A 24,875-nucleotide genomic window follows, 5' to 3' on the forward strand; every position below is an offset into this window, starting at 1 on the left:
CGCTACTCTGCTCGAGCCTCCTTGTCCTCGTCTTCACATGAAGTAAGCCCCCTCGTATGGCCGGTCTCTGGTCATTCAGTTCATCGACTGGACGGACTGCTTCCCTAGACTTTGAACGCTGGCACGGCTCCAGCAGGCCGTGATGAGTATCGTAGCCGCCCGGCCAAAATCCTCGACGCGATAGCGGCCCCTGCCCGCAACCTTCGAAACAACCGTAAGCCCGTCACGCAACGCCGGTGAACTTACCCAGAAAACTGGTCTCCAGAAAGTCATTGTCCTAACCGCCGGCTCTGAACGGCATGACAGTGTTGAAGGTCGGCCGCAGCCGAGACTAACCTGGGATCTGCACCGGCAGTGCGGAATAACCGTGCACAAAATTCGATTGAACTCGCTCCGGTTCGCCGACCACATTTACCTCCAAACATCGATTCAGCATCTCCTCCCACAGGATTTTCAGCTGCAGCTCGGCAAGGCGCCTACCCACGCAGCGATGAATCCCAAATCCGAAAGAGAGATGTTGCCGTACATTTTCCCGATCGATGATGAAGCTGTTGGCTCTCGCAATGACCTCGTCATCTCGGTTGCCAGAGATGTACCACATCACAACTTTGTCGCCTCGCCTGATTCGCTTGTGGCCTATCATGAAATCGTCCACAGCGGTCCGGCGCATGTGTGCAATGGGGGTTTGGTATCGTATAATCTCGGATACCGCGCCGGACACCAGCGAAGCATCATCCCGGAGTTTTCGCATTTCGGATGGATTTTGACTCATGAACAAGACGCCCCCGGTAATTGAGTTGCGCGTAGTATCGTTACCTCCAACAATCAGCAGAATGAGGTTGCCCAGGAACTCGCGGGGCTCCATGTTTCGGGTCGCCGGTGAATGCGCCATCATCGAGATCAGGTCACCGCGCGGCTCACAATCGACCCGTTCGCTCCAAAGCCGCGTAAAATAGTCCAGGCACTCCGACAGCACCACCTTTCGCTTTTCCCAGCTGTCGATCTGGTCGCCCATTTGTGGAGTCAAGGCAGCTACGTCCGACCAGTAGGTCAGCAACCACCGATCCTGAAATGGAAAATCGAACAGCGTGGCCAGCATTTGGGTCGTCAACTCGATCGAGACCCTGTCGACCCAGTTGAAGGTATCGTTGCGCGGCAAACCGTCCAAAATCTTCTGAACCCGCGAGCGGATCAAGCCTTCAAGATTTGCCAAGTTCTCCGATGCCGCTATCGGACTGATAGTCTTACGTTGCTGAGCATGGAGAGGAGGATTCATTTTGATAAAACTGGGGGTCCAATACTCCTCCGGCGGGTCGACTATTGTGACGCTTCGCTCTGATGAGAATGTTGTGTGATTTGAGTCCACGGCTATGATGTCGCGGTATTTTGTTATCGACCAATATGGTCCGTATGGGCTGTTTTCGCAATAATGAACGGGATCTTCCCTCCGCAGCCGCTCGAAATAAGGCCAAACGGTATCATCCTCGAAGCGCTTGGGTTCGCTTACATCAAGGCGGCTCAGCGGGATATCAGTGCTCTCGCAGGCGCTTTCTGTCGATAACGCTGTCATGATTGTCTCGCTGACATTGGCTTGCACTTTTGCTGGATCAGCTGAGTGCGCTGTCTAGAGTTCGGGGGAAGCGCGCTCGAAACACGACGAGCTTGGGCGGTGCACTAACGATGTGTCACGCATGATCATGGCTGGACTTCGCGCGAGGTCCGAAATCTGAAATCATGTTACGGACTTCGGTTTGGTCCCCGTCAACGAAGAATAATGGAAAGGCGAGCGAAGCTCCCCTATCAGGATTGGGAGGCGCGCGAACGCGCCCTTTGTGGTACTCAACATCAAGCCGCAAGCACTCGCAGCTGTGGCACCCAGCCGGTTATCGTCATTTTCTCGGGCAGGCAGCCCCTTTGCCACTCGACCACTTACATTGCCGAGGCGACGGACGTCCGAACTGGCAACAAAGTATCTTCCATGCGCTGGAATAGAAGAGAATTGGCACAGCTGAAACAGCTCTGGTCCGAGGGACAGAGTGCCGCGCAGATCGCGGGTCATCTCGAGTGCAGTCGCAACGCCGTTTGCGGCAGGCCGACTCGGTTGGGTCTCACTCGAGGTCACAAGCCACCAACAGCACAAAACCCAAGATTAGATCGGTGCCCAAGCGGAGGGGCGACGTTGATGGCTGCCCGCCGCGATCGCGTCCGAAAGAAGCTGCTGCAATAGGCGCTAAAAACGCGGCCTCAGGAAATGAGCAAGCGGCAGCTTTACGCAATCCTAGCTGAGGCGGTCAGGAATACCGTCTAGAGCTATCGGCGCCGCGATCTCCCGGGTCTAGGCCGCCGTAGTCGGTTCATTCGGGCTATTTGGTTTCGCGATTTGTGCCTATCCGACGAACAGTGGCGTCCAGTAGAACGTTCGCGGCAGGAGGGCTCGATCGTACATCAAGTCATCCAATCTCAAGAGGCCGGATGCGCTGAATTGGAGAGAAGAGAGCGTTCTGCTTATTGAGTTTTCCGGGTATGCGTTTTGGGGAAGCGCCCGCCGTCCTAGTTTGCGCGGTGTTCGGAACTTTCGGCACACCGCGCCCAACGAACTACACGAGACCGGGTGAAGCCGCTTGATCCTCAACCACTTTCGATATCTGCGACAGGCGTGTGGAGAGCTGGACTGGGACTGAACACTCGGCAAATCATCGAGGTACGACGTTTCCGGGGGTGAGCCCGGTGGCCCTCCGACTGTGATCGGACCTTCTGGGTTTAGACGAAGGCGCGAGTTTCCTCGCCGGCTTCGATAGGTTTGAGCTGACGGCGGAGATGAAACGGAAGAAGGTGAAGCGGTGAGTACCAGATACCTCCACTATTCGATCTTCGCCTGTTCTCCCGAAAGAACCTCCGATAGAATCGCCTGTCGTCGGGCGGCGCTATGCTTAGCGTTGGAGCGGCTTGACGAGCTGCCCTCGCGGGATATTGCCTGACGTCGTTTAAAAGGTCGGCTCCTGCGGTGCGCAGACACACGAAAACGGCTACCACCAACGTAGGTGCCTTGACGTCTGCGCAAAACCGGCGGCGCCTCTGAGGCGGCCGGCTGTTCAATTGCACCCATCCGTTCTCGCTCACCTACCCGGCTCATTTCGTCACGCCAGCTGCGCGAGAGCCGCCGATAGGAGAGTTTCGCTCGTAGCGATATTGCCGCCGAGTAACGGACGCATGAAAGGACTTCTTCTGCGAGGGATCCATGAAGACGCCCACCGACAATCCCTTCATTGGCGAATTTCACTACATACCGGGACGGAGCCAAGCGGACCCATTATTCCTGGACCGATGGGGAATACGCCACGCAGAATCAACTACCAACCTTGTCAGTTGACGGAGAATACGGGACCGTATCAATGTTGGTCATTGAACCTCGCACGAGTCAAATCGTGGAGCAGTTCGAGGTCTAGCAGCTTAAACGGCCCTGGTGGGTGTCTCGTTGCCGAAGATCAAAGATTATCAAGGCGGACGAATTGGGGACCCCGCCGTGGCTGTGTTGATTCGAGTAGCTCGCTTGCAGAACTTGTTCTCTGTGTCCGAGGGGAGCGGATCGTCATCCGACAGCGCGTTTCTTCCGCAGATCGGCCGTCACGCAAGCTCCCAATTGCCTAGCGACAGTCCCGATCGCCCTTGGCAAGCAAAGGGATGCAGGACAATTCGCTTGCGACGTAAAACTTCGTAAACATGGGATAACAATCCTTGCAGACCTCGATCTTAAGCACGTATTACGATGCTCGCCTTCCTTGGTACACCATCTATCCAACTGTAGCCCAGTTCTCCAAAGCAGTCGGCGGCGACGCCTGTGAGAGATGGCTGCAGCAGCTGCCGCTTGACCAATCGGTGTCGCTCTATTTCCACATTCCGTTCTGTCGATCGATTTGCTGGTATTGTGGCTTCGCTCGAAGCATCACTCGCCGGCATTCTCCTATCCTCGACTTTTTGGGGGTTCTTCGTAAGGAGATCGATTTGGTCGCGGCGCAGGTTGCGCAACCGCTGCCTGTGAGCGACGTCCACTTCGGCGGTGGAACGCCGACCCTCATCGAGCCAACGGAATTCCGCCGGTTGATGGGGCTTCTGCGCCGACGCTTTGAGATTTCGAACACGGCCGCAATTGCTGTTGAGATCGACCCGCGCACGTTCACGCTCGCCACATGCGAAGGATTGGCGGCTGCCGGCGTGAACCGCGCGAGCCTCGGCGTCCAGAGCTTCGATCCAATTGTCCAAAAAGCCATCAACCGGGTCCAGAGTGAGGCACAAACAGAGCGCGTTGTCCAGGCGCTGCGGCAGCATGGAATCATGCGCGTCAACCTCGACCTCATCTACGGGCTGCCAAATCAGACGGTGCAGTCCTGCGTTCAGACCGCGACAACGGCGCTGGCCATGCGACCAGACCGGCTTGCGGTGTTCGGCTACGCGCACGTTCCTTCCTTCAAGAAGAATCAGCGCCTGATCGACGAGGCAGCGCTGCCAGACAGCCATGCCCGTGCAGAACAAGCAGCCGCGATGGCCAATACACTGACTGCAGCGGGCTACCGCCAGATCGGACTCGACCATTTCGCCTTGCCGCACGATGAGCTCGCGCTGGCGCAGAAAGCCGGTCGCCTGCGGCGGAATTCACTCGGTTACTCCGCCGACACCTGCAATAAAGTGATCGGCTTCGGACCGTCGGCGATCGGCCGGCTTGGCGAGGGTTACGTCCAGAACGAAGTTACAGCGGGTTCCTACAGCGGCCAAATCAACGCCGGCCGTCTGGCGACGTCAAAGGGCTACTGTCTCAGCCTTGAAGACCGCGTCCGGGCCGCGATCATTGAGCGGCTAATGTGCGATTTCGAGGTGGACGTGCCGGCAATTTGCGCTGCTCATGGATTTGACCCGATCGGCTTGCTCGGTTCAGGCGAACGCTTGGCAATGCTCGCTGAGGATGGGATCGTCGAAATGGAAAAGGGATTCCTCCGCGTGAGGCCGGAGCATCGTTTTCTCACCCGGGCTGTGGCAGCCGCATTCGATTGTTACTTTCGCGCCCCCTCTGTTCAGACCAGCCAACGCAATGATTGGATGAAATGAATCACGTTTTGCTGCACGCGCCAGGAAGCCTGAGGAATGCGTTCGCTCATCTGGCACACTCACAACCAGCTCCAAATCGATCAACGACGCCGTGCGAAGCTGTGCGGCGGAGAGTCGCCCTGACCCGCGCCGCGAAGACAAGCTGGACGCACTGCTGCCGGGAATTGGACGCCCCGACAACAACGCTCCTCGCTCAAGCAGCGTGACCCTACATCTCGACAAGTTTCATCCCATCACCGCCATTAGCCGTGTAGCCAAGGATCTCGATGGGGACGACGACTGATTGCGCGACGCCGCCAACCAACTGGAGATCGAGAACTGATCATCTTATGTCGTCGAGATGATGACATCTCGACGTTTAGGGACTTCTGGATCGAAAACCCTGATCGAGCTCGTCCGGATGGACAAGGACATCTGACCCTTGGCTCCGGCGGTGGCAGCCGAAATCATGCGTGATACGGCGCAAAGGATATTCGAGCGCCACAACTACAACCAGATCCGGCGGGATCACGGTCTTCGAAAAGATCGTTCCCTGTAAGAGCTTCGCGCGACGTGGATCGAAGCAAACGCCTAGAATTCACCCGCCGACGCTGCGATACCGATCGGCCGGGAACGCCGGGGCTGTGGAGTCGAGCGACACATTAGCTACGATTCACGCAGCGACAGCCGACCTCCCGCTCAGTCAACTACCAAACCTAGCAATTGATGGAGACGACGGACACATGCCAGTCAGTGGCGGTGAAATTCGCTCGGGCCACATAAGAAGTCGCCGCGCGATTTCATCGATCAATGGAGCTGATGAATGTCTTGCCTCGTCGTCCCCAGGTATCAAACTGTCTCCAATCGTGCCCTCCATCTTGCTCGAAGAGCCACTCGAGGGTTTGTGGCGGCGAGCTTACGGGCCGCCAAGGATGTCAGCCCCTTCTGCCTGCCCGTGCTTCATCCCATCGACCGAGCAGCGAGCGGCGTTTCTTGGATCGGGCGTGTTGTTCTGCGAGCCCCGCTATTGCCGCTGCTCTCTGTTGAAAACTATTCTCCTTCGTTTTGGCAGCGGGTTTGTCGCAAGGTGCCTGGGCTCCGTGTATCGGCCACCAATCTCTTGCTAGCGAACGCGCACGCCGAGCAGCCCGTTAATGTCTCGACACCCTCAGCAGAAGCTCGCCTTGATTAGCGATCGAGCGACTGGGTTGTTTTGCGCTGTGTACCCACACGTAGGCCAAGCGGCGCCGCTGTGGTGATAGCGCGCAAGGTGGGTCTCGTTGACATAGAGAGGCCGCCTGGTGTCAAGCGTCTCCCACCACATTGAGGGACAAGATTTGACATCCGCTCTAAGGCCGTCAGGTGGAAGTGCACTTTATTCAAATCGATGAGCGCGAAACTCACCCTGCATCGTTGCGTTATAACGCCGCTATCCACGCAAGCATACCTGGCTGGCGTCGTTGCTTTCATGTCTGGACCAACTGCGAAGCCACGAGGTCGTATTGTCCTTTGTCTCATAGCTAGTCTCGCCAGCAGTTCGGCGGCGCCGAGTCGCGAGATCTCTGGCCCAAGAAGCCCCAGCCCCGATGAGCTCGATGAGGCAACAAGCAGAACAATTTCGGATCCGGCCATCACATTCCGAAGCGGGCGGCCCAAGGGAGCAGCGCGCCTTTCTAGGAGCTCCTTGCCAAAAACAGCTTCGACCACAATTAAGCGCGACGTTGCCATGGAGACGGCCAAGAGCAGAATTGAAAAGCCGATCGACCCATTCGCAAAATTCGAGAAGCTTCGCGAAAGAGGTGGCGCTTTCACTGCTCCTGGTCCTGCGGACACGATAGATCAGGATACAGCTTCTCTCAGATCCCAATTTTCGGATCTCGGGATTGGATTTGCTGGCTGGACGCTAAACACGTTTGTCGACAATGAACTCGGCAATGCCGCCAGAAGCACCATCGCCAATCAGCAATATGTCGGCCAGAATCCGACATTTAGTACGGTCAACTCTATGATCGTTACTTATGACCTCGCTCGGCTTGGAATTCCCGATGGTCAGATCGTGGTCGGAGCCGAGCATCAACACTGGACATGGCAGAGCGCTGGGCCAGATCGGCTGGGCCTCAATGCAGTTTCTTACTATCAAACGTTATTCGACAGAAGGATCGAACTCAAAGTGGGCTACCTCAGGAACCAACATGAGTTTGCGGGCGCTGGAGACAAAGTGTTCGGACCCTCATCGAAAATGCTGTTCCAAGCTGGCATGAGCAACAATTGGGCGCCAACGCCGGCTCTTAATCTGAAGTACAATTTTGATGATCGCCTATATAACAAGCTCTCAATCCAGCGCTCGGTCAGTCCAGCAGGACAATATGCGCATGTAAGCGAGAATCCCACTGGCTTGAACTGGAGCACGCGCGACACAGGCATTCTTTTGCTTGATGAGCTTTCCTACAGGAACAAGCCTACTCCGGGTGTAATGGAGACTTGGCTGCGGGCTGGCGCGGGCTTCAACAACAGCCGCTACACGGACCTGCAGCATCCGACAGAAGCGACGACCAAGGCCAACAGCGTCTACTATGTAGGTGCGGACAGGCAATTCTGGCAGTCTGCCGTCCACGGGTCGGCATCTCGCGGAGTCTATGGCGGGCTCTCTGCAATGTATGCTCCGCCTGACCTAAATAGAGCTAGTCAATACTACGAGATTCGCCTTTATGCGAAGGGCCTATTGGACAGCCGGCCCACAGATCAGATGAGTCTTGTTGTCAGCAATACCATCTGGAGCCATGTCGCGGTGGACGCTGCACTGGCAAAAGAACAGCTGGCGCACCGTGACAGTACTGCTATTTCAGGACTGTACACGGCGCATCTGGCGCCGGGGATATATACAACCGTAGGACTGACCTACATCAATCACCCGACAAGCATTACCTACACACCGCAAACCGGACACGCCCTGAATATGTTAGTATCTACGTCGGTATTCTTCTAAGGGCTCAGGACTGGGCGTGAATTCACCGGCATGTAGTCGAAATCACAATCGTTCCCTTTCAACGGCTTGGGCCGGTCATCGCGGCGTTTTGCTATCTCTGTGCTCCTGGCGCGAGGCCGGGTACCGCGTGAATTTAGGCATGTCTAAGGTAGCCTGCTGTTGGGAATGGTAGCTTGGAGCCTTTGCTGATTCGGTCTACGAGCGATAGACGGCGCCGTATCGCGCAAAAGTCGTATCCTCTTGCGGAGCGACATTGTTTCACGTTAGCTGCTCCTGCAGCTCGTCAGACTCGCGTCCGAGCTCTTACTCTGCCATGACAACGCCGAAATCGTGCCCTCGGAGATTCCCGCGACGAGACTTGGTAAGTGGAACCGCGACACAGATGCCAAAATTCAGCCAGCTCCGGCAATCGCGCTCTGTCTGTCCGACGGTCGTGCCGTCGTCCGAAAGGCGATGCGCAAGGTCGGCGGAAACGCACCCCCTTCCGTGGGAAAGTCAACCGGACGCGGCCGGATGACTCGCGCCACTCGGCGCTGAATCATTTTCGGCCGGACGAGATGAGCTTGAGCATCTTACTTCAGCAAGTAGGTCGCCTCCCGGGTCTGCGCGCGCGTTAGCTCCTCCCATCCAATTGCGCGTGGCGTTCTGCTCGGCTTAACTTCTCTTCGCAAACATCTATTCGCGCGAACATGCGACAAGGCCAGTGCAATTATGTGAATTTGCCGCGCACTGCTAGGCAACTTTCGTGGACGGGTGCTTCGTCATCTTGAGGCGCGTCACACTGCATCGACCATCGACACTGACGGGCGCGTCACCATCGAGTGTGGCACGATGAACGACGCGATGCTGGTCACCGTAATCGTTAAGGGCATAATGCTGTGTTGCGCGATTGTCCCAAATCGCGACATCGCCTTCTTTCCAGGTCCAGCGCACGGTATTTTCGGGCGCCGTGATATAGGACTGGAATAGTTGAAACAGCTTCTGGCTGTCGCGTTTTGGGATATCAATAAACCTTTGCACCAGATCGCCGAGCACCAGCGCGCGCTCGCCGGTCTCGGGATGTACACGGACCACCGGATGCTCCGTCTCATAGATTGTTTTGGTAAAGACCTCATCAAAATGCTTCTGATCGATGTCGCGAACACGGCAGGTCCCGGCGTAGTCGAAGGCGTTGCTGTGAACGGTCCAGAGTTCGTCGGCAAGCCGTTGGAGCGGCCGCGGCAGATCAAGGTAGGCCGCCACAGCATTCGACCAAATCGTATCGCCGCCGGACGATGGGATCACAATAGCTCGCAGCACCGCAGCTTTGGGATAAGCCGCTAGAAAGGTTCCATCGGTGTGCCATACATCGGCTCGGCTACCTCCACGCGCGGAATCAAGCTCGAGGATCGAGGTCGTTCCATTGATCGTACCGAGTGTGGGATGCGGCACCAGCTTTCCCAAACAAGCGGCAAAGCGCTCCTGCTCCGCGTCATCAAGATGCCGCTGATCGCGGAAGAAGATCACTTTATGTTCGAGCAGCAGGCTATTGATTGCAGCGACGGTTTGGCTCGGCAAATCACCCGAAAGTTTGATATCTCTGATTTCAACACCGATGCGCGCGGCGCGCTTGACGATGTCGGTCGCTGGAATGACACGCTCGGTCGAAGCCGTTTCTTTCATTGCAATTTTTTCCAAGTTTTGCGGATTGTTCAAGCAGACGAGGGTGCATCTCACTCGCTTTCGATGACGAACCTCGCGCTGCGGGTACTCTTGAGCAAGCACCATGCCAGTCGGACACGAGCTGTGAACGTCAGGTTGATGATCCGAACAGCTTGCCAGGAGTTCGATGGCACCTCCAATCCTCTTGCAATCCGAACCCGCAAATACACCAGAGGTGAAAACTCTGAGGCTAGCGCCCCGGTCCGGGGCGAAAGGCACGCAACACGGAGAGGAATTGTACCGCTCGGTACCCGAACAGAAACGCGCCATACGGCCTTCGTGCAACTTTGAGCAGCGAGCCGTGCGTGCCGTTCTCGTCCAGTATGGCACCTGCCCAACTGCAGCAATCGGCCAAATACGGGCCGCGTCTGCGAACGAGCCATCACCGGCTCTGAAGGTGTCCGGGACCTGCCCTGGCCGCGATCACTACCGGCTTCATCCGCTGGAAATGGAAGAGGAATAGATGACCTTGGAAGAGACCCAAACGATTGAACTACGGTTTCATCCAGGCGAAAGCCATTGACCCGCGGCACTGGGATCGCGATGTTCTCGATGCACCGACGTCCGAGGGCGGTGAGGCAGATGCTCGGCATTGTCCCGGTGGCTTTGCCTAAGACGGCAAAGATATGTCCACTACCGGTCGTTATAGGTGTTTCAATGTTGTCGAAGTAATTACCCTCGACGAGTGCTTGCACAGATGATCCAGCAACCACTGCATGGAAAACTCCGCAGCTGTGTTGCGCATTCGTGTTGTGGAAGTAATTGTTAACGAGATGGATAATGGCCTGCGCACCGTCAATGTGCGGCGCCCGCCCCGAGATCTCATGAAAATAGTTATTTGCGATAGTGATCGTCTCCGGGACACCAAGAAACAGGAGGTTCCAATAGTGTTTCCCGTTAGAATAGGAGGAATAGACATCGCTGCCATCGAAGTCGTTCCAGGAAAGCGTAATATTCGTCGTGGGGAAAAAGCGGCCGACAATCATTTGACGCCCGATATTGTGAAATCGGTTGTGATCGATCCACACCAGGTCGGCTCGTGCAATTGCAATAGCATCACCGGCAAATATCACGCCTTCATTGATATCACTGATGGTCAGGTTGCGAATAACGACGTTGCTGACCCCACCCCTTCACTTTGATTGTAGCGGCCGAGCCAATGCCGATCACCGTTTTGTTTGAGCCAATTTCCAGCGGGCGCTTGCCGGCCCTGTCGAATGCGACCGACGTCTTCTCCTTGCCATCGCAATGCGCGTCGTTTCCATCGATAAGAAGAAGGGACTCACGCTTGTAAGGTGCCGAACAGGCACGGCCGTATTGGGACCCCTGCCCTTCGCCTCGCCCCTCCGTACCGGTAAAGTCTATGGTTCCGATTACCTGGATCTCGCGCGAACTATCGTCATTGCACTGGCCGAAGCTGTACCACCGACATAACTCATAATTCAGAGCCTGGTTGATCTGACTTGAACTATCTCGCCTCCCAGCCCGCCCGTCGCTGCAGAGCCAAAGCCCATGATGGCCTCCGATCGCACATCGTTCGGTCCGAGGAGGGACGAGACGCCGAGGACGGCAGCAAGTCCGCAGAGCACGCGCAACGAACGCTTGATGTGCTCCATCGTGTGTTTCATAGGCATATGATGCTCTCTCTTACCTCCGCAATTCCCCACGACAACCTGAATTTTCGAGCCGAAATGCTGAACTAGACGGGGCCATCAGCATGCGGCGTTAACGCCATTAGATCGTCGTCAATAAGGCAGGCTGGTAACATCGGAAGCATGCTAAACAACGGTCGAGGTGTGCAGCCGCAGGCACCGTGCCAGATGGAATCGACCTGGGTAGCCATTGAGCGGCTCACGACTGATGAAAACAGCGGTCGATGCTTCGAGAACGCGGTCAGAATGAAAGCAACATCTTATCCCACGTTTCACCGTAACGCGCACGGCTCGAAGGCAACGGCGGGACCAGCTTGCAACCGCGCTCTTTGATTTGCGCCTTCGACGCTTGATGGGCTAGCTGCCCTAAGGCCCTGGAATGCAACTATCAAACCTGGCTGTTCCTGTGATCCCGAATGAGGCGTACCGCAGTTCAAATCATGAGACGCCCGGCTTCCGTCGGGCTGTCTGGGAGCTTCACTGATGTACACGCCGTCCTGCTTCCAAGTTCTCGATATCGCCGGCCTTCAACAAACAATGCGCGAGGCACGGACAGCGACACTGGTCACCGCCACTCACGAGGGGCTTGTTGGAACGTTGCTGCCCGTAGTACTCGACGAGAGCGCAGGCTCGATGGGCACGATTTACGCGCACGTGTCGCGTGCTAATCCGCAGTGGAAGCTGACACCAACCGGAGAGGCGATGGCAATTTTCGCTGGGGCGGAGGCCTATATCAGCCCTTCATGGTACGTGACCAAGCACGAGAGAGGCGAGGCCGTACCAACGTGGAACTATGTCGCTGTGCATGCCTACGGACAAGTTGAGTTCTTCGAGGATTCCGATCGGCTCCGCGAGGTAGTCACGCGGCTGACCGATGTACATGAGCGCTCAAGCAAAGACCGCTGGGCGGTCTCGGACGCACCTGCCGATTTCATCAAAGCGGAGCTCGAGGGGATTATCGGCCTGCGATTGCAAATTACACGGCTAGATGGCTCACGGAAGATGAGCCAGAACCGCAATGCCGCGGATCGCGCCGGCGTCATCGAGGGCTTATCCAAGAGCAACCGTGAGGAAGACCGTCGTGCGGCTCACCTCATTCCGAAAGGATGACGAACCCGAGCGAGGTATGGTAAACGAACCGGTGTCACGTGGACTTCCTCGACTGCTGTCCTTCTGCACAACCACGCGCGGGCGGCGGGTTTCTGCTCGCGGCAGGTGCTTTACACAGCACAGGAACGCGCGGCGTCCGCGAGCGGCACCGCGAACGCCCAAGCCGCTAGGCCAACTCCAGCTTTTATGGCGTGCAAGTCTCAAGAGATTTGCAAGGAGCCCTCCAAGCGTCTGGAATCTGACATTGCGGTCAGATTGCAGACTCTCTGACACTTCACGACAATCTGCGGTAGCGCACACTCCCGACGGGCAGCAAGAAACGCGAATGTCTCACATTTGCAAGGTCGCGCAGCTCACTTCTGTCACAATGATCGGGGCTCCCGGACCACCTGCTCGACCTCGAATTCGGCCTAAGACGTCCAAGAGACCTGTTTCGCCTGCTCGACGCCCTCCGGCGCAACGGGTATGCTGAACTGAAAGAAGGCCCCGTGAGGATCATTGGCGCCCGCCCAGATCCGGCCCCCATGCGCCTCAATAATGGAATGGCAAATGGCCAGCCCCATGCCCATGCCTTCTGACTTGGTGGTGTAGAACGCCTCGAACATACGGTCTGCGCTGTTTGGATGGAGTCCTGGACCTGTATCCCGAAAGCTGACCAATACATTATTCGAGCCATCTGTGCGCGTCGTGATCAGTAATTCGCGTTCGCCTTCGTTGATCTCGCTCATAGCCTCGATGGCATTCGTGATCAGATTGAGAATCACCTGCCGTACCTGAACGCGATCTGCCCGAACGAGCGGCAAAGCCTCAGGCCTTCGGGTTTGCACCCACACGTCATTTTCTGTAAGTTCCGCGCGGACTAGGGCCAACACCTCTAAGATCAATTCGTCAATTGCAAGAAGCTCGGTTTGCATGGGCGCTTTGTTCATAAGAGCGCGGATCCGACGGATCACGTTTCCTGCGCGCATACTGTCACGAACAATCAAACCGAAGGTCTGCCGAACCTCTTCCAGATTTGGCGGTTGAGCACCGAGCCAATTTAGCCCCGCGCCCGCATTACTGCTGATCGCGGCAATCGGCTGGTTCACCTCATGCGCGATCGAGGCGGCCAGATGTCCCATTGTCGTGATCCGATTGGCATGTGCAAGGCCCATCAGAGTCTCGCGATAGCGCCGTTCGCTTTCGCGGGCCTCCGCTTCCGCTCTCTTTCGTTCTGTCAGGTCCAGGACGAAGCCAACACCTTGGTCCTCTCGCGCATCGAACACGGCGAGGCCAATCAGCACTGGCACGCGACTGCCATCCTTCCGAACATACTCTTTCTCGAACTGCTGAACAGCTCCGGTCCTTTTTGCTTCTGTGTGAGCATCCATTGTGCGCTCGTGCCATTCCGGAGGCGTCAGATCGAGACCGTTCACTCGGCCTGCGAGGAGATCTTCTTGCTCGTATCCAACCATCGTGAGGAAGGCTTGATTTGCTTCGATGATCTCGCCCCCTTCGCGAATGATAAAGATTCCGATGATGTTAGCGTCGAGCAAGCGCCGGATTTTCGCCTCCCGTTGCTGAACTTCGCTGTACAACCGGCTGTTTTCGAGCGCTGTTGCAGCTTGAGAGGCAAGCATTTTCTGCATTGATGTTCGGGCAGCCGAGAATATGCGCGGGGCGAGATTATTCTCCAGATAAAGTACGCCGATCAGCTTGCCCTGCGTGATGAGTGGCAGGCAAAGAATAGAACGCGCTTTGCGCTCGCGGATATAAGGATCTTCGGCAAATGAAGGCTGGACGACAGCGTCTTCGAGAACCACGTTTTCGCGGACACGTAGCACGAAATGCAGCACGGATTCGGGAAGAGCCATCGGAGTTACGGGCTGTTCATCCACCTTTATAACGAGCGCATCTGCTACCGTTTTGCCTTCCGCTTCGATCCGTGGCTCGTCGCCATGCAGCAGAATCAACACACCTCTTTCGGCGCCGGCCTGCTCAATGGTAGTCCGCATAAGCTTGTCAATTAGCTTCTGAAGCACAATCTCGCCGGAAATCGCCTGCGACACTTTGATCACCGTCGCCAGATCAAGTTGCTCAACCGGAGCTCCGATCGTCATGCCATTCACGGCAAGCGGGGGCTCCTGATGCATGAGATGCGGATGCAGCTCCTCGAGTTGACGCACCTTACCATCCGCTCCCCAACGAAGGTAGCCGCGCCGCGCGTCCTGCAGGTAAACCCGGGAGATCCTGGCAAAACCGCGTGCAGCATAAAAGCGCGCTGCAAGTTCACAAGCGATCCCCTCGTGGTGGGGGAAACCGTTACGTCCTGCGGTTTGGATTGAGTGTTCGTACAGTCGCATTGCGTCTGCATCCCGGCATTCTAACCTCGCAATTTCAGCGCCGACCAAGGCAGCCCGATTCTCGAAGTTGTCGGGGCAATTCGTCGCCCATGTCTGCAGTTGCCTGTAATGAGCATCAATGACATCTCGGTGTGGCTGTTGTTCGCCTTCGCCCAGCCTGTCGCAATAACACGAGTGAGACAGCGCACCATAAAAGTGAAACTCCGCGGTCAAGGGCTCTGTTGGTATGGTCCATAGTTTGGGCTCGGCCTTCGAGCGAGCCTCAACAGCCGCAGCATAATCGCCGGATAGGAAGCGCGCCTGAAGTTTGCGGATCCAGTAAACGGTTTCGCTAGGTGACTCCGGACTTCCTGCCAACGATCGTTCAACGTCTAGCTCGTCAAATTGTTGGTCGTCGAAGCAACCGAGCGAGCGCGTGAGGCCGCGCATGGTTCTGACGATTGCGAGCTGAGCGGCTACCGCCTCAGCAGCAAATTGTACCTTTCTGTTCCGGATCGTAGCAGCGCTTTTCTCTAACTCGTTCTGTACCTCTTTCAGGTGATCTCCGGCCATCATCATACTTCCGGTTAGATGGACCGAACTGTACGCCTCATAGATGACATCACCGCTACTGACCGCGGCTTCGAGGGCTCGCCGGATCAAAACTCGGCCGTCTCTAAGCGGCTTCGTCCACGGGATCACGGTGGCTCCGACGGCCAAATAGACGTGAGCCCGAAAACGAGAGAACTCGCCGCGATCAGCCAGATCGCAAGCAAGACGACCAAATTTATCGGCCGCTTGGTAGTCACCGAAGCGTCCGGCCGAGATTCGGCCTAACCATGCGTAATGGGCGCAGGAAGCATCAGTGTTGCCGTATTCGAGGCTGATGCTGACCGCTCGGCAGATCACTAAAGCGGATAAATTGGCGTCTGTGAAACCTGCAGCCGGAAGAATCCGCGTCAACACGGCGAGCGTGGCAAGATTGGCCTGGTCTGTCATTCGAGGCAAACCAGCAAGATCCTCGATTGCGTCGGGCAGCTGTGACCACATCCGCTGATATTCGGCCAGCATTTCATGGTCCGTCGGACGCTGCGACCACTCGATCCCGACGTCGCGAAGATATTCGAGACCTATGAGCACTGCCCGGCCGTGCTGACCCAGCGTCAAGTAAATATCGACCCGCAAACATGCGACCGTTGCTCGTTGTGGCCCGTTCAAAGCTCGCTTCGACAGTGCGGACAAGAGACGCTCTGCAATCTCCAGCTGGCCTACCAAGAATTCGCATTCGGCCCGGCTGGTCTCGAGTGCGAACGCGAGCTCGCGGCGCCTTTGCCAAAAATTGGGCGCGAGCAGCGCAGCACCGACGGTGAAATATGCTAGCGCCGAGGCGTAGGCCGCCGAGGCCTTGGCACGCTGCCCTGCGATCAAGTTCAACTCGGCGAGCTGCTCTCGCTCCTGACCGGAAGCGATGAGCGCGACGCCTCGATTGAGCTGACTGACAATGTCGAAGATGGCATCTTCGCGTTTGTGCGCAGGGATGTGTGCCGCGAGCATCCGACCGATCCGCAGATGGGAAGGAGCGCGCGAGGATTCCGGCATCAGCAAGTAGGCCGCCTCTTGAACGCGATCGTGGACAAAGCGGTAGGCTGTCCCATGCCGCACGATCAGTTCCTGCCGGATTGCCGGCCACACGGTCGCGTGCACTTGCTCCTCTGGAATTTCGAGCACAATCGCAAGCTCCGCCGTCCCGGCGATGTTGCCGAAACAGGCCAGCTGTTGCAGCGCTTCCTGCGTTTCCTTGGGCAGCCGGATGAGCTTGCCGAGCATCAGATCGACGACGTTCTCGGTGTACGCTTTTGCGTGAATTCGCTGCAGATCCCAACGCCAGCGCGCCGACACGTGATCGAACGTCAACAGCTGCTCTCCGGCTAGGTCAGACAAGAATTGAACGGCGAAGAACGGATTGCCCATCGTCTTCTGATGCACCAACTTCGCAAGCGGGGCAGCGCGTTTTGGTCCGCAGCGAAGGGTATGCGCGACCAACTGCCCGACGTCGTCTGCGCTGAGCGGCGATAGCGTGATCTCCTGTAGATTTAGGCCGGCTCTCCCGATGGACTCGAGCTTGCGTTTGAGCGGATGATCTGCATCAACTTCGTTGCTGCGGTAAGCTCCAATAAGCAGCAGGTGCAGATCCGGCTGGGTCAGCAGATCCTCGATCAGGTCGAGTGTTGCGGCGTCATACCACTGCAAATCATCGAGGAAGAGCACCAATGGATGGGTTCGCCGGGCGAACACGCCAATAAAGCGACGAAACACGAGCTGGAAACGGATTTGCGCTTGGCGGGCTGGAAGCTCAGCAACCGCGGGCTGCTCGCCGATAACAAGGCTCAAATCGGGGATCAATTCGACCATCAGCCGTCCATTCCCACCGAGCGCCTCCCGGAACGCCTGCCGCCAAGTCGCGAGTTCGCCCTCACTTTTGCTGAGAAGAGGACGCACAAGGCTCTGAAAGGTCTGCACTAGTGTCGCATATGGCACATCGCGCTTCACTTGGTCGAATTTGCCTGATGCCAAGAGCCCGCGATAGGGCACGAGTACTTTGTGTAGCTCCTGGACGAGCGAAGACTTACCGATGCCGGAATAACCGGCAACCAGCACCAACCTCGGCGCGCCGCTCTTCACCGCTCGATCGAAAGAGCCAAGCAAGGTCTCGATCTCGCGGGCTCTCCCATAGAGCTTCTCGGGGACGATCAACCGATCAGGTGTGTCGTCTGCGCCAAGTTCAAAAGGCTCGATGCGACCATGGTTGGCCCATGCTGCCAGACAGTGTTGCAGATCGTGTTCAAGGCCAGCGGCAGTCTGGTAGCGTTCCTCGGCGGTTTTCGCGAGGAGTTTCATCGCAATTTGAGAGATTGGCTCCGGGACATTTTGCGATTTCTCGAGGGGCGGTGTTGCTTTTCTTGCAATATGACAATGAATCCACTCCAACGGGTCTGAGCCCGTGAACGGCAGCGCGCCGGTCAGCATCTGGTAGAATATCACCCCAAGTGAATAGAGATCACTGCGAGAGTCGACCGAGCGATTCATTCGTCCGGTCTGCTCGGGCGCCATGTAGGGCAGCGAGCCGGCGATGAACTCGGCAGGCTCAAGCGGCACCCGCTCGCGGGAAAGCCGGGACGCCAGCCCGAATCCGGTGAGTCGCACTTGTTCGTCAGGACAATTGACCAGAATGTGACCGGGTTTCAGGTCCTTGTGGATTAAGCCGCGGCGGTGGAGCTTGCCCACGGACCTCGTGACACCAATAGCAAGGCGCAGGAAGCGCTGAGGCTCCATGCCGACTCCAACTAAGTTTAGCAGCGGCTCGCCGCATGGATCCTCCAGGACCAGCATGGTACGACCAGCTTCCCGGATGAGTTCCAGAGGCCGCACCGCCCATGCCTCATCTAGCTCCTCTCTCAGCTCATACTCGTGGGCGAGGCACTCGATCGTGGCGGGGTGTTCCCCGGTGGGCCGCACGAGAAGCACGACAGCCTTGCTGCCGTTGATTTGCCGCCACGCACGGCAGAACACACGACCTCCGTCCCTCCACAGGGGCTGGATGTCGTTGTCGAGATTTGAGCCGAACACATTTCGGCTGGGAGGGGCGCGCGGCATTTGCCTGACCAGACTAAGAAGACGCGCGCCAAATCTGACACATAAGAGGCGCCATTGTGAAGGAACTTCACAAAATTCGCTGCAGGGTCCGGATCATGGCCGCCAAAGAGAGCCCGCAGCAAGCACAATATAACGGACGCAAGCTGTATGTTAGAGCCCGATCGTGTCGATCGAGCGCAGCCCTGCGCGCAGCTCGAGCCCGGGCGGCGGCTCCGGACTACGCAGCGCGCCGGCGCGGAAGGAGTCCTTCGCGATAGAGCGACTCAATCCGAAGGCTTCCCACGCCAAGGACAGCGGCTCGATTGACGTGTGGCCGAAAATGCCGCCACTAACAATGAAGTTGTTTGGCACGTCTACTTTGAAGAGGAACAACTCGCCCGGCTGGAGCGCCGAAACTGCGTGGTGCCGCTGGGTTGCCACGAAAAGGTTAAAGATAGCTGGAATACGGGGCCGCCCTCTCATTCGTATTTCAAGGCGGCGGCACGGACAAAGCCTGGCAGCAATCCTCTTGAGGCAAATGTAGGGGACGGTTGTCGCCGGTCCAGCGGCGATCGAACCTCTCAACCACGAGCACACGGTTGCCTTCAAACTCCTCGATCGCGATGGCGGCGCTCGGAAGTCCGAGAGCTGCTGTCAGCTGGCAGAAGAACTCATTCTCGACGCTGTAGGAAAGATTGAGGCCGTTCGGTAGTCGGTCAATCCGCGGTTTGAGAATGTGCGTCGTGGCTGTAGTCGCCAGCGGCTTGTACCAACGCCCTTTCCAGAACAAGAGCGCGGTCTTTTCCTGGGCGCCGGCGATCGAGATCCGAAAGTCCTCGTCCTCACCAAGCTCAAGGAGAGCCGATGCAAAGGTCGCCGAGAAGCCGGGCGATTCTCGTCGTCAACGGGTCTGCCGTCAACAGCCGCGGCAGCGCCCGGGTTCGATGCCGTCCGGCAGGAATTGCAATGGGCCGACGCAGTCCCGTCCGACACCAGTGAGTAGGTCGTAAGCGTCGATGCCCTGAGCGTGGACTCGCTCCGCCATACGATGGCGGATGGGCATGCTGTCGGGCAGGAGATTGTCGGAAACGGCGACGACAGCGGCGCCGATATAGCGGTCCCTCACGCAGAGCAGAAATAGCGACACGGGCAGCGCATGCTCCCAGGCAAGCCAGGACGGATCATACTGAAAGTCGATTGCGCCGACGAATGGTGTTCTGCAATGGGCGTTCACCGGCTTCGGATGAGGAGAGCACAAGGTTCGCTTTGTGGGCAATCTCGGATCGGCACATACTTTGATCCGTCATCTCCCCGACGAAGATGGGTGCGCTGCCTAAAACCCAGCGACGCTCCTTACAAGCTGGGTTCCAGCGAGCCCTTCTTCGATAGCCCTTTCGAACGGAGACGGCTGCGATCCTGAACGACGTGTTCCTTGCCCTGACCAAGGCCGGCCACCAGCCTTGGATTGGCGAACAACCCCGTAATGTCAGCATGACAGTGGGTCGTTAAGACGATCTCGTTCACGCTCGACCACCCGGGGCCAGGACGCAGGCCAACGGACGACTCCAAACACCGCATGAAGCTTCCGAAGCCCTCTGACTGGAGATCCCAGCCACTGGAGAACAGCGGAACGCCTTCTCGTCCCAGTCGCGCTGCGACAGATCTAACTTGCCAACTACGAACTCCACCTAGTCGGCTCGAGAGATGCTAACTCGATCAATCTACAAGACATGTACAACGTGACCCTACGTACGATTCAAGCCTTTCCCGTCTGTGTGAAGTAGCAGGGAGTCACCATCTACTTTGGCTGCTAAACGAGTCTCAGTTTTGCCACGCGGGTCACATCATCTGGGACACCATCACCACGGATGTACTGGCGATGTGGGGCGAACCCGGCACACTTCTTCTCAAAGGAGTGCGCCGGGCCGCCTTAATGAGTTGCGTCGGAAGATTGATGAGCTAGTGGGCGGTTGGCGGCTGCTCCAAGCGGACCGCTCGAGCCAGTTTCAGCCCTATACTGCGGCATTGAGGAGCTAAGCTTCGAATCAGCGTGCTCGATACGCACCTATGGTGCCCGCCAATCCCGCGAATGCGCCCTCTCCATTTGAATTACACACATCATCCTCGGATACGAGCAGCGAAGCAATCGGCAGGACGCACGAACGTGGGCGCCCCCGCAGCTCGAGATGATTACATTTCCTACAAAGCACGACCGAAAGGACTTGAATCGCACCATGCGTCAGGTTGTACGAAACCGATGCAAGGTGCTTTCCCAAGCTCGCTAAAGACACAACTCACAGGCGCTCTGACGACGCAAAAAAAGAATTTATGTGCTGATGCCGCTGCTACTCGTTCTGATGTCCATTTTCTTTACTGCGGGTGCGATAGTCTACGCCTCATGCCGATCTCAACAACGCCGGCGGGATCGGCGCATGCACAGGCACATTGGCCCCAATTCGCTCAGCTCGCGCCCCCGCGTGCAGCTACCCAGGCGGCGGGCATTTTGATCCGGCCGCTTAACGAGAGTCCGCCGACGCCTCATGCGCCTGAACGGGGATGCCAAGCGGCATCCGCCGCCAGCTAGAGCGAGCGCCTCAACTTGGCTGCTGATTGATTTGATCAATGCCGCCGGGCCGTTCCAACGGGACGGCGGACAGACGCAATCCAGTTCTCGACCACTCGGGCCCTTTTTGCTAGACTTTCGTGATAATGTCTTACGCACGCAAACGGCTGGCCGTTCGCATACCTGGAAGATCTCAGAGATTTGCACTGCGCGAAAGCTCCTGAGAAGGCCGCCACGAGCAACCTTTGGTCGTGGCTCCACGGAACTTCTACCACGATTGCAGAAGTGAGGCTTTTATCGTGACCAAGCGCTCTGAACCGCGGAAGCAAGCCGCAACTGTCGAAGGGCCGGAGAGACCGAGCGTGTTGGTCGTCGACGACGACCTCTCAATGCGCGAATCGCTCGTCAACCTGTTTCGTTCGATCGGTCTAGACGTTGTTGCTTTCGGATCGGCCCAAGAACTGCTCCAGAGCGAGCTTCCTGATGTTCCCAGCTGCCTTGTGCTTGATATCAGACTGCCGGGCTTGAGCGGGCTGGAGCTCCAGATTGAATTAGCCAAACTGAAGGTTCACATTCCCATTATTTTCATCACCGCTCATGGCGATATTCCGATGACCGTCAAAGCGATGAAGAATGGAGCAATCGATTTTCTCGGCAAGCCGTTTCGCGATCAGGAACTGCTCGATGGAGTGGTCGCAGCGATCGAACAGGATCGCAAGAGACGAGCTATAGACAAGGTTGTCACGAAGCTGCAGTCCTTGTTCGAGGCTCTAAGTCCACGAGAGCAGGATGTCTTGAGACTGGTCGCCACGGGCCTCTTGAACAAACAGGTAGCCGCGGAACTCGGGCTTGCCGAGATTACAGTCAAAATCTACCGGGGGCACGTGATGAAGAAGATGGGTGCTCGATCACTAGCCGATTTGATTAGAATGGCGGAGAGGCTGGGAATTGGGACCGACCGTTTCAGAGTACAAACCTAAGTATGATTTTACAATTTCTTCGTACACGCGCACCCTTCGGCTGGCCGCCATGCTTCGGCCAGTGCCTTCGCCCAACCAGGACGGGTGGTCTTGTCTAACACTATTTCCGTTGTCGACGATGATCCTTCAATTCGTGTCGCGCTGAACAACCTCTTGAAATCACAGGGCCACATCGTTCATACGTTTGCTTCGGCCGAGGAATTCCTGGAGTCGTCTCAATTGAACAGCACGTCCTGTGTAATTGCAGACGTGCAGATGCCCACGATGAGCGGCTTTGAACTTTTAGAACAGATGCGGGCCCAAGGCCACGCTGCGCCATTCATTTTGATTACTGCCTTCGCGGATGATCGCACGCGAGCCCGCGCTTTGAGCGCCGGCGTGACCGGCTTTTTCGCTAAACCGTTTCCCGCTCTGGAGTTGATGGCCTGCGTCGATGAAGTACTCCGCGAGCACCGTCCCGGAACAAACGCCTGAAAGCGGGGCAAGCAATCTGGACCAAGCCGCGCCCGCGCGGCGCTCACGATGTCGATCAACGCGCGATTGCTCGTGCTTACCCCGCGCCAGTGGCGACCATCACCTTTTGATGTAGCCGCACTCCTGTCGCTGTTGTCGCACTTTCGACGTCTGGTTGAAGCACTTGCTAGTCCGGGCCCCTGACAACATGCCTCCCGTATGATCGCGTAATCCGACGAGGCCGAAGCGCTCGTCGCGTTAACGCAGGAGCGCGCGATCTTGAGTGCGACAACCATTGCTGAGTTCGGCGCGAAAGTGCCACGGATCCGGCCGCCGAGTTTGGGGGAAGAGGAGGCGGCGATCGCGGCCAACATCACGGAGTTTGTCAAGACGTTCGCTGCGGAATTCCGAGAAGCCGCAAAGACGTATGTTGGCAGATCGAATGTTGGCGGATCGAACGGTTTGCACCGCCAGATCCGCTAAATTCGGTTCGATCCCAGCAACTCTTCGGACTGAAGCACCGGAAGCCTACGCATCCGTTGGAATGGCAACACAAGTGCCGCTGGCAGATTCGATCTCAAGCCATGCCTTTGCTGCCGAATCCATCCATGCCGACGACTGCCCGGCGATTGTGTCGACCAAGCGCAAGGCCAAAACCGGTCGGGCGGCGGGCGTGTCCTTCTAGTCCCTGAGACCGTGGCCTGAGCATGTCGCTTCCGGCTCGCGGTATCCTGACGCAAGGTACCGCACGCATGCGCAACGTCTTCCCGCGCGGCTAGGTAAACCTGTTCGCGAAAGATGACTTAACACGGGGGCCGTCGCTGGATGGGGACGAAGCTACTAGAGATGGTAGCTTTGTTCCGCCTGGTTCTCAGGTAACCCGTTGGAGCTGATTTTTAGATGCGCTACGTGCAACCCAAACGATGCCGAGAGGCGCGGAACCCGCGGTCACGGCCTGCCAGTCCTGCACGATGTTGGCCCGCGTTGTTTCATCGGGCAGATTGTCTGGTCGACGCGACGACCGCATGGTTGGAGTACACAGGGGAGCCGAATGAAGACAATTGAAACGCTAGAGTCCAATGTGCGTGCGTACTCACGTTCCTTTCCTGCTGTCTTCAATGGGGCGCGCGGTTCAATTATGTTCACAGAGGGCGGCCGAAAGGTCATAGACTTTCTGTCTGGCGCTGGAACGCTAAACTATGGCCACAACAATCAGCAGATCAAAGCAGCAATCAGCGACTATCTGGAGTCGGACGGGGTCGTCCACGGCTTGGACATGGCCACTCCAGCAAAAGTCGAATTCATGGAGACCTTTAGCTCTGTTATTCTTCGGGAACGGAATCTTTCCTACCGCTTTCAATTCACCGGGCCTACAGGAGCTAACGCCGTTGAAGCAGCTCTAAAGCTCTCGCGTAAAATCACAGGGCGTCACAACGTCATTTCTTTCACGAACGGATATCACGGCCAAAGCTTGGGAGCCACAGCCGCGAGCGGTAACCGCTTTTACCGTAAAGCCAGCGGGATTCCCTTATCCGGCACAACTTTCATGCCCTATGATGGGTATCTTGGCTCCTCGTACAGTCCGGCGGATTACGTTCGAAAGGTGTTAATGGACGAGAGCAGTGGTACTGATCTTCCAGCCGCCATTCTCGTCGAAACCGTGCAAGGAGAGGGAGGCATTAACGTCGCCGGCAAGGAATGGCTGCAGTCATTGCAGGCTTTGGCAAAAGAAGTCGGAGCTATTTTCATAGTTGACGATATCCAAATGGGCTGTGGTCGCACAGGTGAGTTCTTCAGCTTCGAGTTCGCTGCGTTGTCGCCAGACATTGTCGTGATGTCGAAATCGCTGAGTGGTTACGGCTTGCCATTGTCGATGCTCTTGATCAAGGAAGCGATCGACGCATGGGAACCAGGCGAGCATACGGGAACATTTCGCGGAAACAACCTTGCACTCGTTTCTGGCAAGGCGGCATTGGATGTGTATTGGCGCAACCAGACGTTCTCGCAACAGATCCAACGCTTGGGTGCATTTATGCGGCGTCGACTCGATGCTATCGCGTATCAGCACGGAAACGAGTTTGCCGTTCGTGGACGCGGCATGGTATGCGGCTTCGATTGCAAAACGAGCGAGATCGCAGAGGCGACGTCACGGAGAGCATTTGTGAAGGGATTGATTATCGAGCGATGCGGACCGACGGATCAGGTTGTCAAGTTCCTGCCTGCACTTACGATCGCCGAAGAAACGTTGGAACAGGGGCTCGATATATTCGAGGAGTCATTGACTGAAACCTTGAAGTTGACCCGACCAAGCTAACCTGCCTGCGGATTCCGGGGATTGCGGCCAGAGATTCCGATTGAACGCGACCATGCATTCCGATCGAAGGCGGCCACCCGTTC

General features: G+C 57.0%; 16 protein-coding genes. 10 read left to right on the forward strand and 6 right to left on the reverse strand.

The annotated features are described in order from the left end of the window. Positions 1-331: 331 nt before the first annotated feature. Positions 332-1,570: a cytochrome P450 gene (locus AC0L21_RS35195; protein WP_231189035.1), complete on the reverse strand. Its 1,239-nt coding sequence runs from the start codon at positions 1,568-1,570 to the stop codon at positions 332-334. 408 nt (positions 1,571-1,978) lie between these two features. On the opposite strand from AC0L21_RS35195, the gene AC0L21_RS35200 reads away from it, so the two are divergent. The 3 genes from AC0L21_RS35200 to AC0L21_RS35210 all read left to right on the forward strand — a co-directional run bounded on the left by AC0L21_RS35200 (position 1,979) and on the right by AC0L21_RS35210 (position 8,065). After that, complete coding sequence (locus AC0L21_RS35200) at positions 1,979-2,227, forward strand: GcrA family cell cycle regulator (RefSeq protein WP_473266386.1); 249 nt, start codon at positions 1,979-1,981, stop codon at positions 2,225-2,227. A 1,508-nt stretch (positions 2,228-3,735) separates the two neighbouring features. Beyond that, complete coding sequence (gene hemN, locus AC0L21_RS35205) at positions 3,736-5,100, forward strand: oxygen-independent coproporphyrinogen III oxidase (protein WP_473266369.1); 1,365 nt, start codon at positions 3,736-3,738, stop codon at positions 5,098-5,100. Between the two features lie 1,705 nt (positions 5,101-6,805). After that, on the forward strand, positions 6,806-8,065 hold the full coding sequence (locus tag AC0L21_RS35210) for a carbohydrate porin (protein ID WP_473266371.1): 1,260 nt from the start codon (positions 6,806-6,808) through the stop codon (positions 8,063-8,065). Between the two features lie 732 nt (positions 8,066-8,797). Here the strand turns inward: AC0L21_RS35210 and AC0L21_RS35215 are convergent. Further along, complete coding sequence (locus tag AC0L21_RS35215) at positions 8,798-9,727, reverse strand: TauD/TfdA dioxygenase family protein (RefSeq protein ID WP_007600153.1); 930 nt, start codon at positions 9,725-9,727, stop codon at positions 8,798-8,800. Positions 9,728-10,482: 755 nt separating this feature from the next. Here AC0L21_RS35215 and AC0L21_RS35220 point away from each other — a divergent pair. Both AC0L21_RS35220 and AC0L21_RS35225 read left to right on the forward strand, forming a co-directional pair. Next, positions 10,483-10,908, forward strand: a complete 426-nt coding sequence (locus tag AC0L21_RS35220; RefSeq protein WP_473266373.1) for a hypothetical protein — start codon at positions 10,483-10,485, stop codon at positions 10,906-10,908. A 993-nt stretch (positions 10,909-11,901) separates the two neighbouring features. Further along, positions 11,902-12,528, forward strand: coding sequence for an FMN-binding negative transcriptional regulator (locus AC0L21_RS35225; RefSeq protein WP_473266375.1), 627 nt, complete (start codon positions 11,902-11,904; stop codon positions 12,526-12,528). 410 nt (positions 12,529-12,938) lie between these two features. Here AC0L21_RS35225 and AC0L21_RS35230 read toward each other — a convergent pair whose 3' ends face one another. The 4 genes from AC0L21_RS35230 to AC0L21_RS35245 form a co-directional block, all read right to left on the reverse strand. Beyond that, positions 12,939-18,503 carry a trifunctional serine/threonine-protein kinase/ATP-binding protein/sensor histidine kinase gene (locus tag AC0L21_RS35230; RefSeq protein WP_473266377.1) on the reverse strand — a complete coding sequence of 1,855 codons (5,565 nt, stop codon included), beginning with the start codon at positions 18,501-18,503 and terminating at the stop codon, positions 12,939-12,941. Between the two features lie 469 nt (positions 18,504-18,972). Next, positions 18,973-19,272: a HipA domain-containing protein gene (locus AC0L21_RS35235; protein WP_246648954.1), complete on the reverse strand. Its 300-nt coding sequence runs from the start codon at positions 19,270-19,272 to the stop codon at positions 18,973-18,975. A 126-nt stretch (positions 19,273-19,398) separates the two neighbouring features. Next, positions 19,399-19,629, reverse strand: a complete 231-nt coding sequence (locus AC0L21_RS35240) for a HipA N-terminal domain-containing protein (RefSeq protein ID WP_245286097.1) — start codon at positions 19,627-19,629, stop codon at positions 19,399-19,401. Positions 19,630-19,835: 206 nt separating this feature from the next. After that, positions 19,836-20,006 carry a hypothetical protein gene (locus AC0L21_RS35245; RefSeq protein WP_473266379.1) on the reverse strand — a complete coding sequence of 57 codons (171 nt, stop codon included), beginning with the start codon at positions 20,004-20,006 and terminating at the stop codon, positions 19,836-19,838. A gap of 1,338 nt (positions 20,007-21,344) precedes the next feature. Between AC0L21_RS35245 and AC0L21_RS35250 the strand changes: the two genes are divergently transcribed. The 5 genes from AC0L21_RS35250 (at position 21,345) to ectB (ending at position 24,792) form a co-directional block, all read left to right on the forward strand. Then, a complete protein-coding gene (locus tag AC0L21_RS35250; RefSeq protein ID WP_438744205.1) occupies positions 21,345-22,025 on the forward strand; it encodes a response regulator transcription factor in 681 nt (226 codons plus the stop codon). Between the two features lie 84 nt (positions 22,026-22,109). Continuing rightward, a complete protein-coding gene (locus AC0L21_RS35255) occupies positions 22,110-22,499 on the forward strand; it encodes a response regulator transcription factor (RefSeq protein ID WP_007600141.1) in 390 nt (129 codons plus the stop codon). Between the two features lie 258 nt (positions 22,500-22,757). Next, positions 22,758-22,961, forward strand: coding sequence for a hypothetical protein (locus tag AC0L21_RS35260; protein ID WP_231189051.1), 204 nt, complete (start codon positions 22,758-22,760; stop codon positions 22,959-22,961). A 61-nt stretch (positions 22,962-23,022) separates the two neighbouring features. Continuing rightward, a complete protein-coding gene (locus AC0L21_RS35265; RefSeq protein ID WP_231189053.1) occupies positions 23,023-23,163 on the forward strand; it encodes a hypothetical protein in 141 nt (46 codons plus the stop codon). Between the two features lie 366 nt (positions 23,164-23,529). Further along, complete coding sequence (gene ectB, locus AC0L21_RS35270) at positions 23,530-24,792, forward strand: diaminobutyrate--2-oxoglutarate transaminase (RefSeq protein WP_473266383.1); 1,263 nt, start codon at positions 23,530-23,532, stop codon at positions 24,790-24,792. Positions 24,793-24,875 lie beyond the last annotated feature (83 nt).

The organism is Bradyrhizobium sp. WSM4873, assembly GCF_055811355.1.

Bases quoted from the DNA above. Each gene is read 5' to 3' on its own strand.
- AC0L21_RS35225 (WP_473266375.1), top strand. From the start codon at position 11,902: ATGTACACGCCGTCCTGCTTCCAAGTTCTCGATATCGCCGGCCTTCAA.
- AC0L21_RS35210 (WP_473266371.1), top strand. From the start codon at position 6,806: ATGGAGACGGCCAAGAGCAGAATTGAAAAGCCGATCGACCCATTCGCA.
- ectB (WP_473266383.1), top strand. From the start codon at position 23,530: ATGAAGACAATTGAAACGCTAGAGTCCAATGTGCGTGCGTACTCACGT.
- AC0L21_RS35215 (WP_007600153.1), bottom strand. From the start codon at position 9,727: ATGAAAGAAACGGCTTCGACCGAGCGTGTCATTCCAGCGACCGACATC.
- AC0L21_RS35230 (WP_473266377.1), bottom strand. From the start codon at position 18,503: ATGCCGCGCGCCCCTCCCAGCCGAAATGTGTTCGGCTCAAATCTCGAC.
- AC0L21_RS35200 (WP_473266386.1), top strand. From the start codon at position 1,979: ATGCGCTGGAATAGAAGAGAATTGGCACAGCTGAAACAGCTCTGGTCC.
- AC0L21_RS35220 (WP_473266373.1), top strand. From the start codon at position 10,483: ATGGAAAACTCCGCAGCTGTGTTGCGCATTCGTGTTGTGGAAGTAATT.
- AC0L21_RS35265 (WP_231189053.1), top strand. From the start codon at position 23,023: ATGGCAACACAAGTGCCGCTGGCAGATTCGATCTCAAGCCATGCCTTT.
- AC0L21_RS35195 (WP_231189035.1), bottom strand. From the start codon at position 1,570: ATGACAGCGTTATCGACAGAAAGCGCCTGCGAGAGCACTGATATCCCG.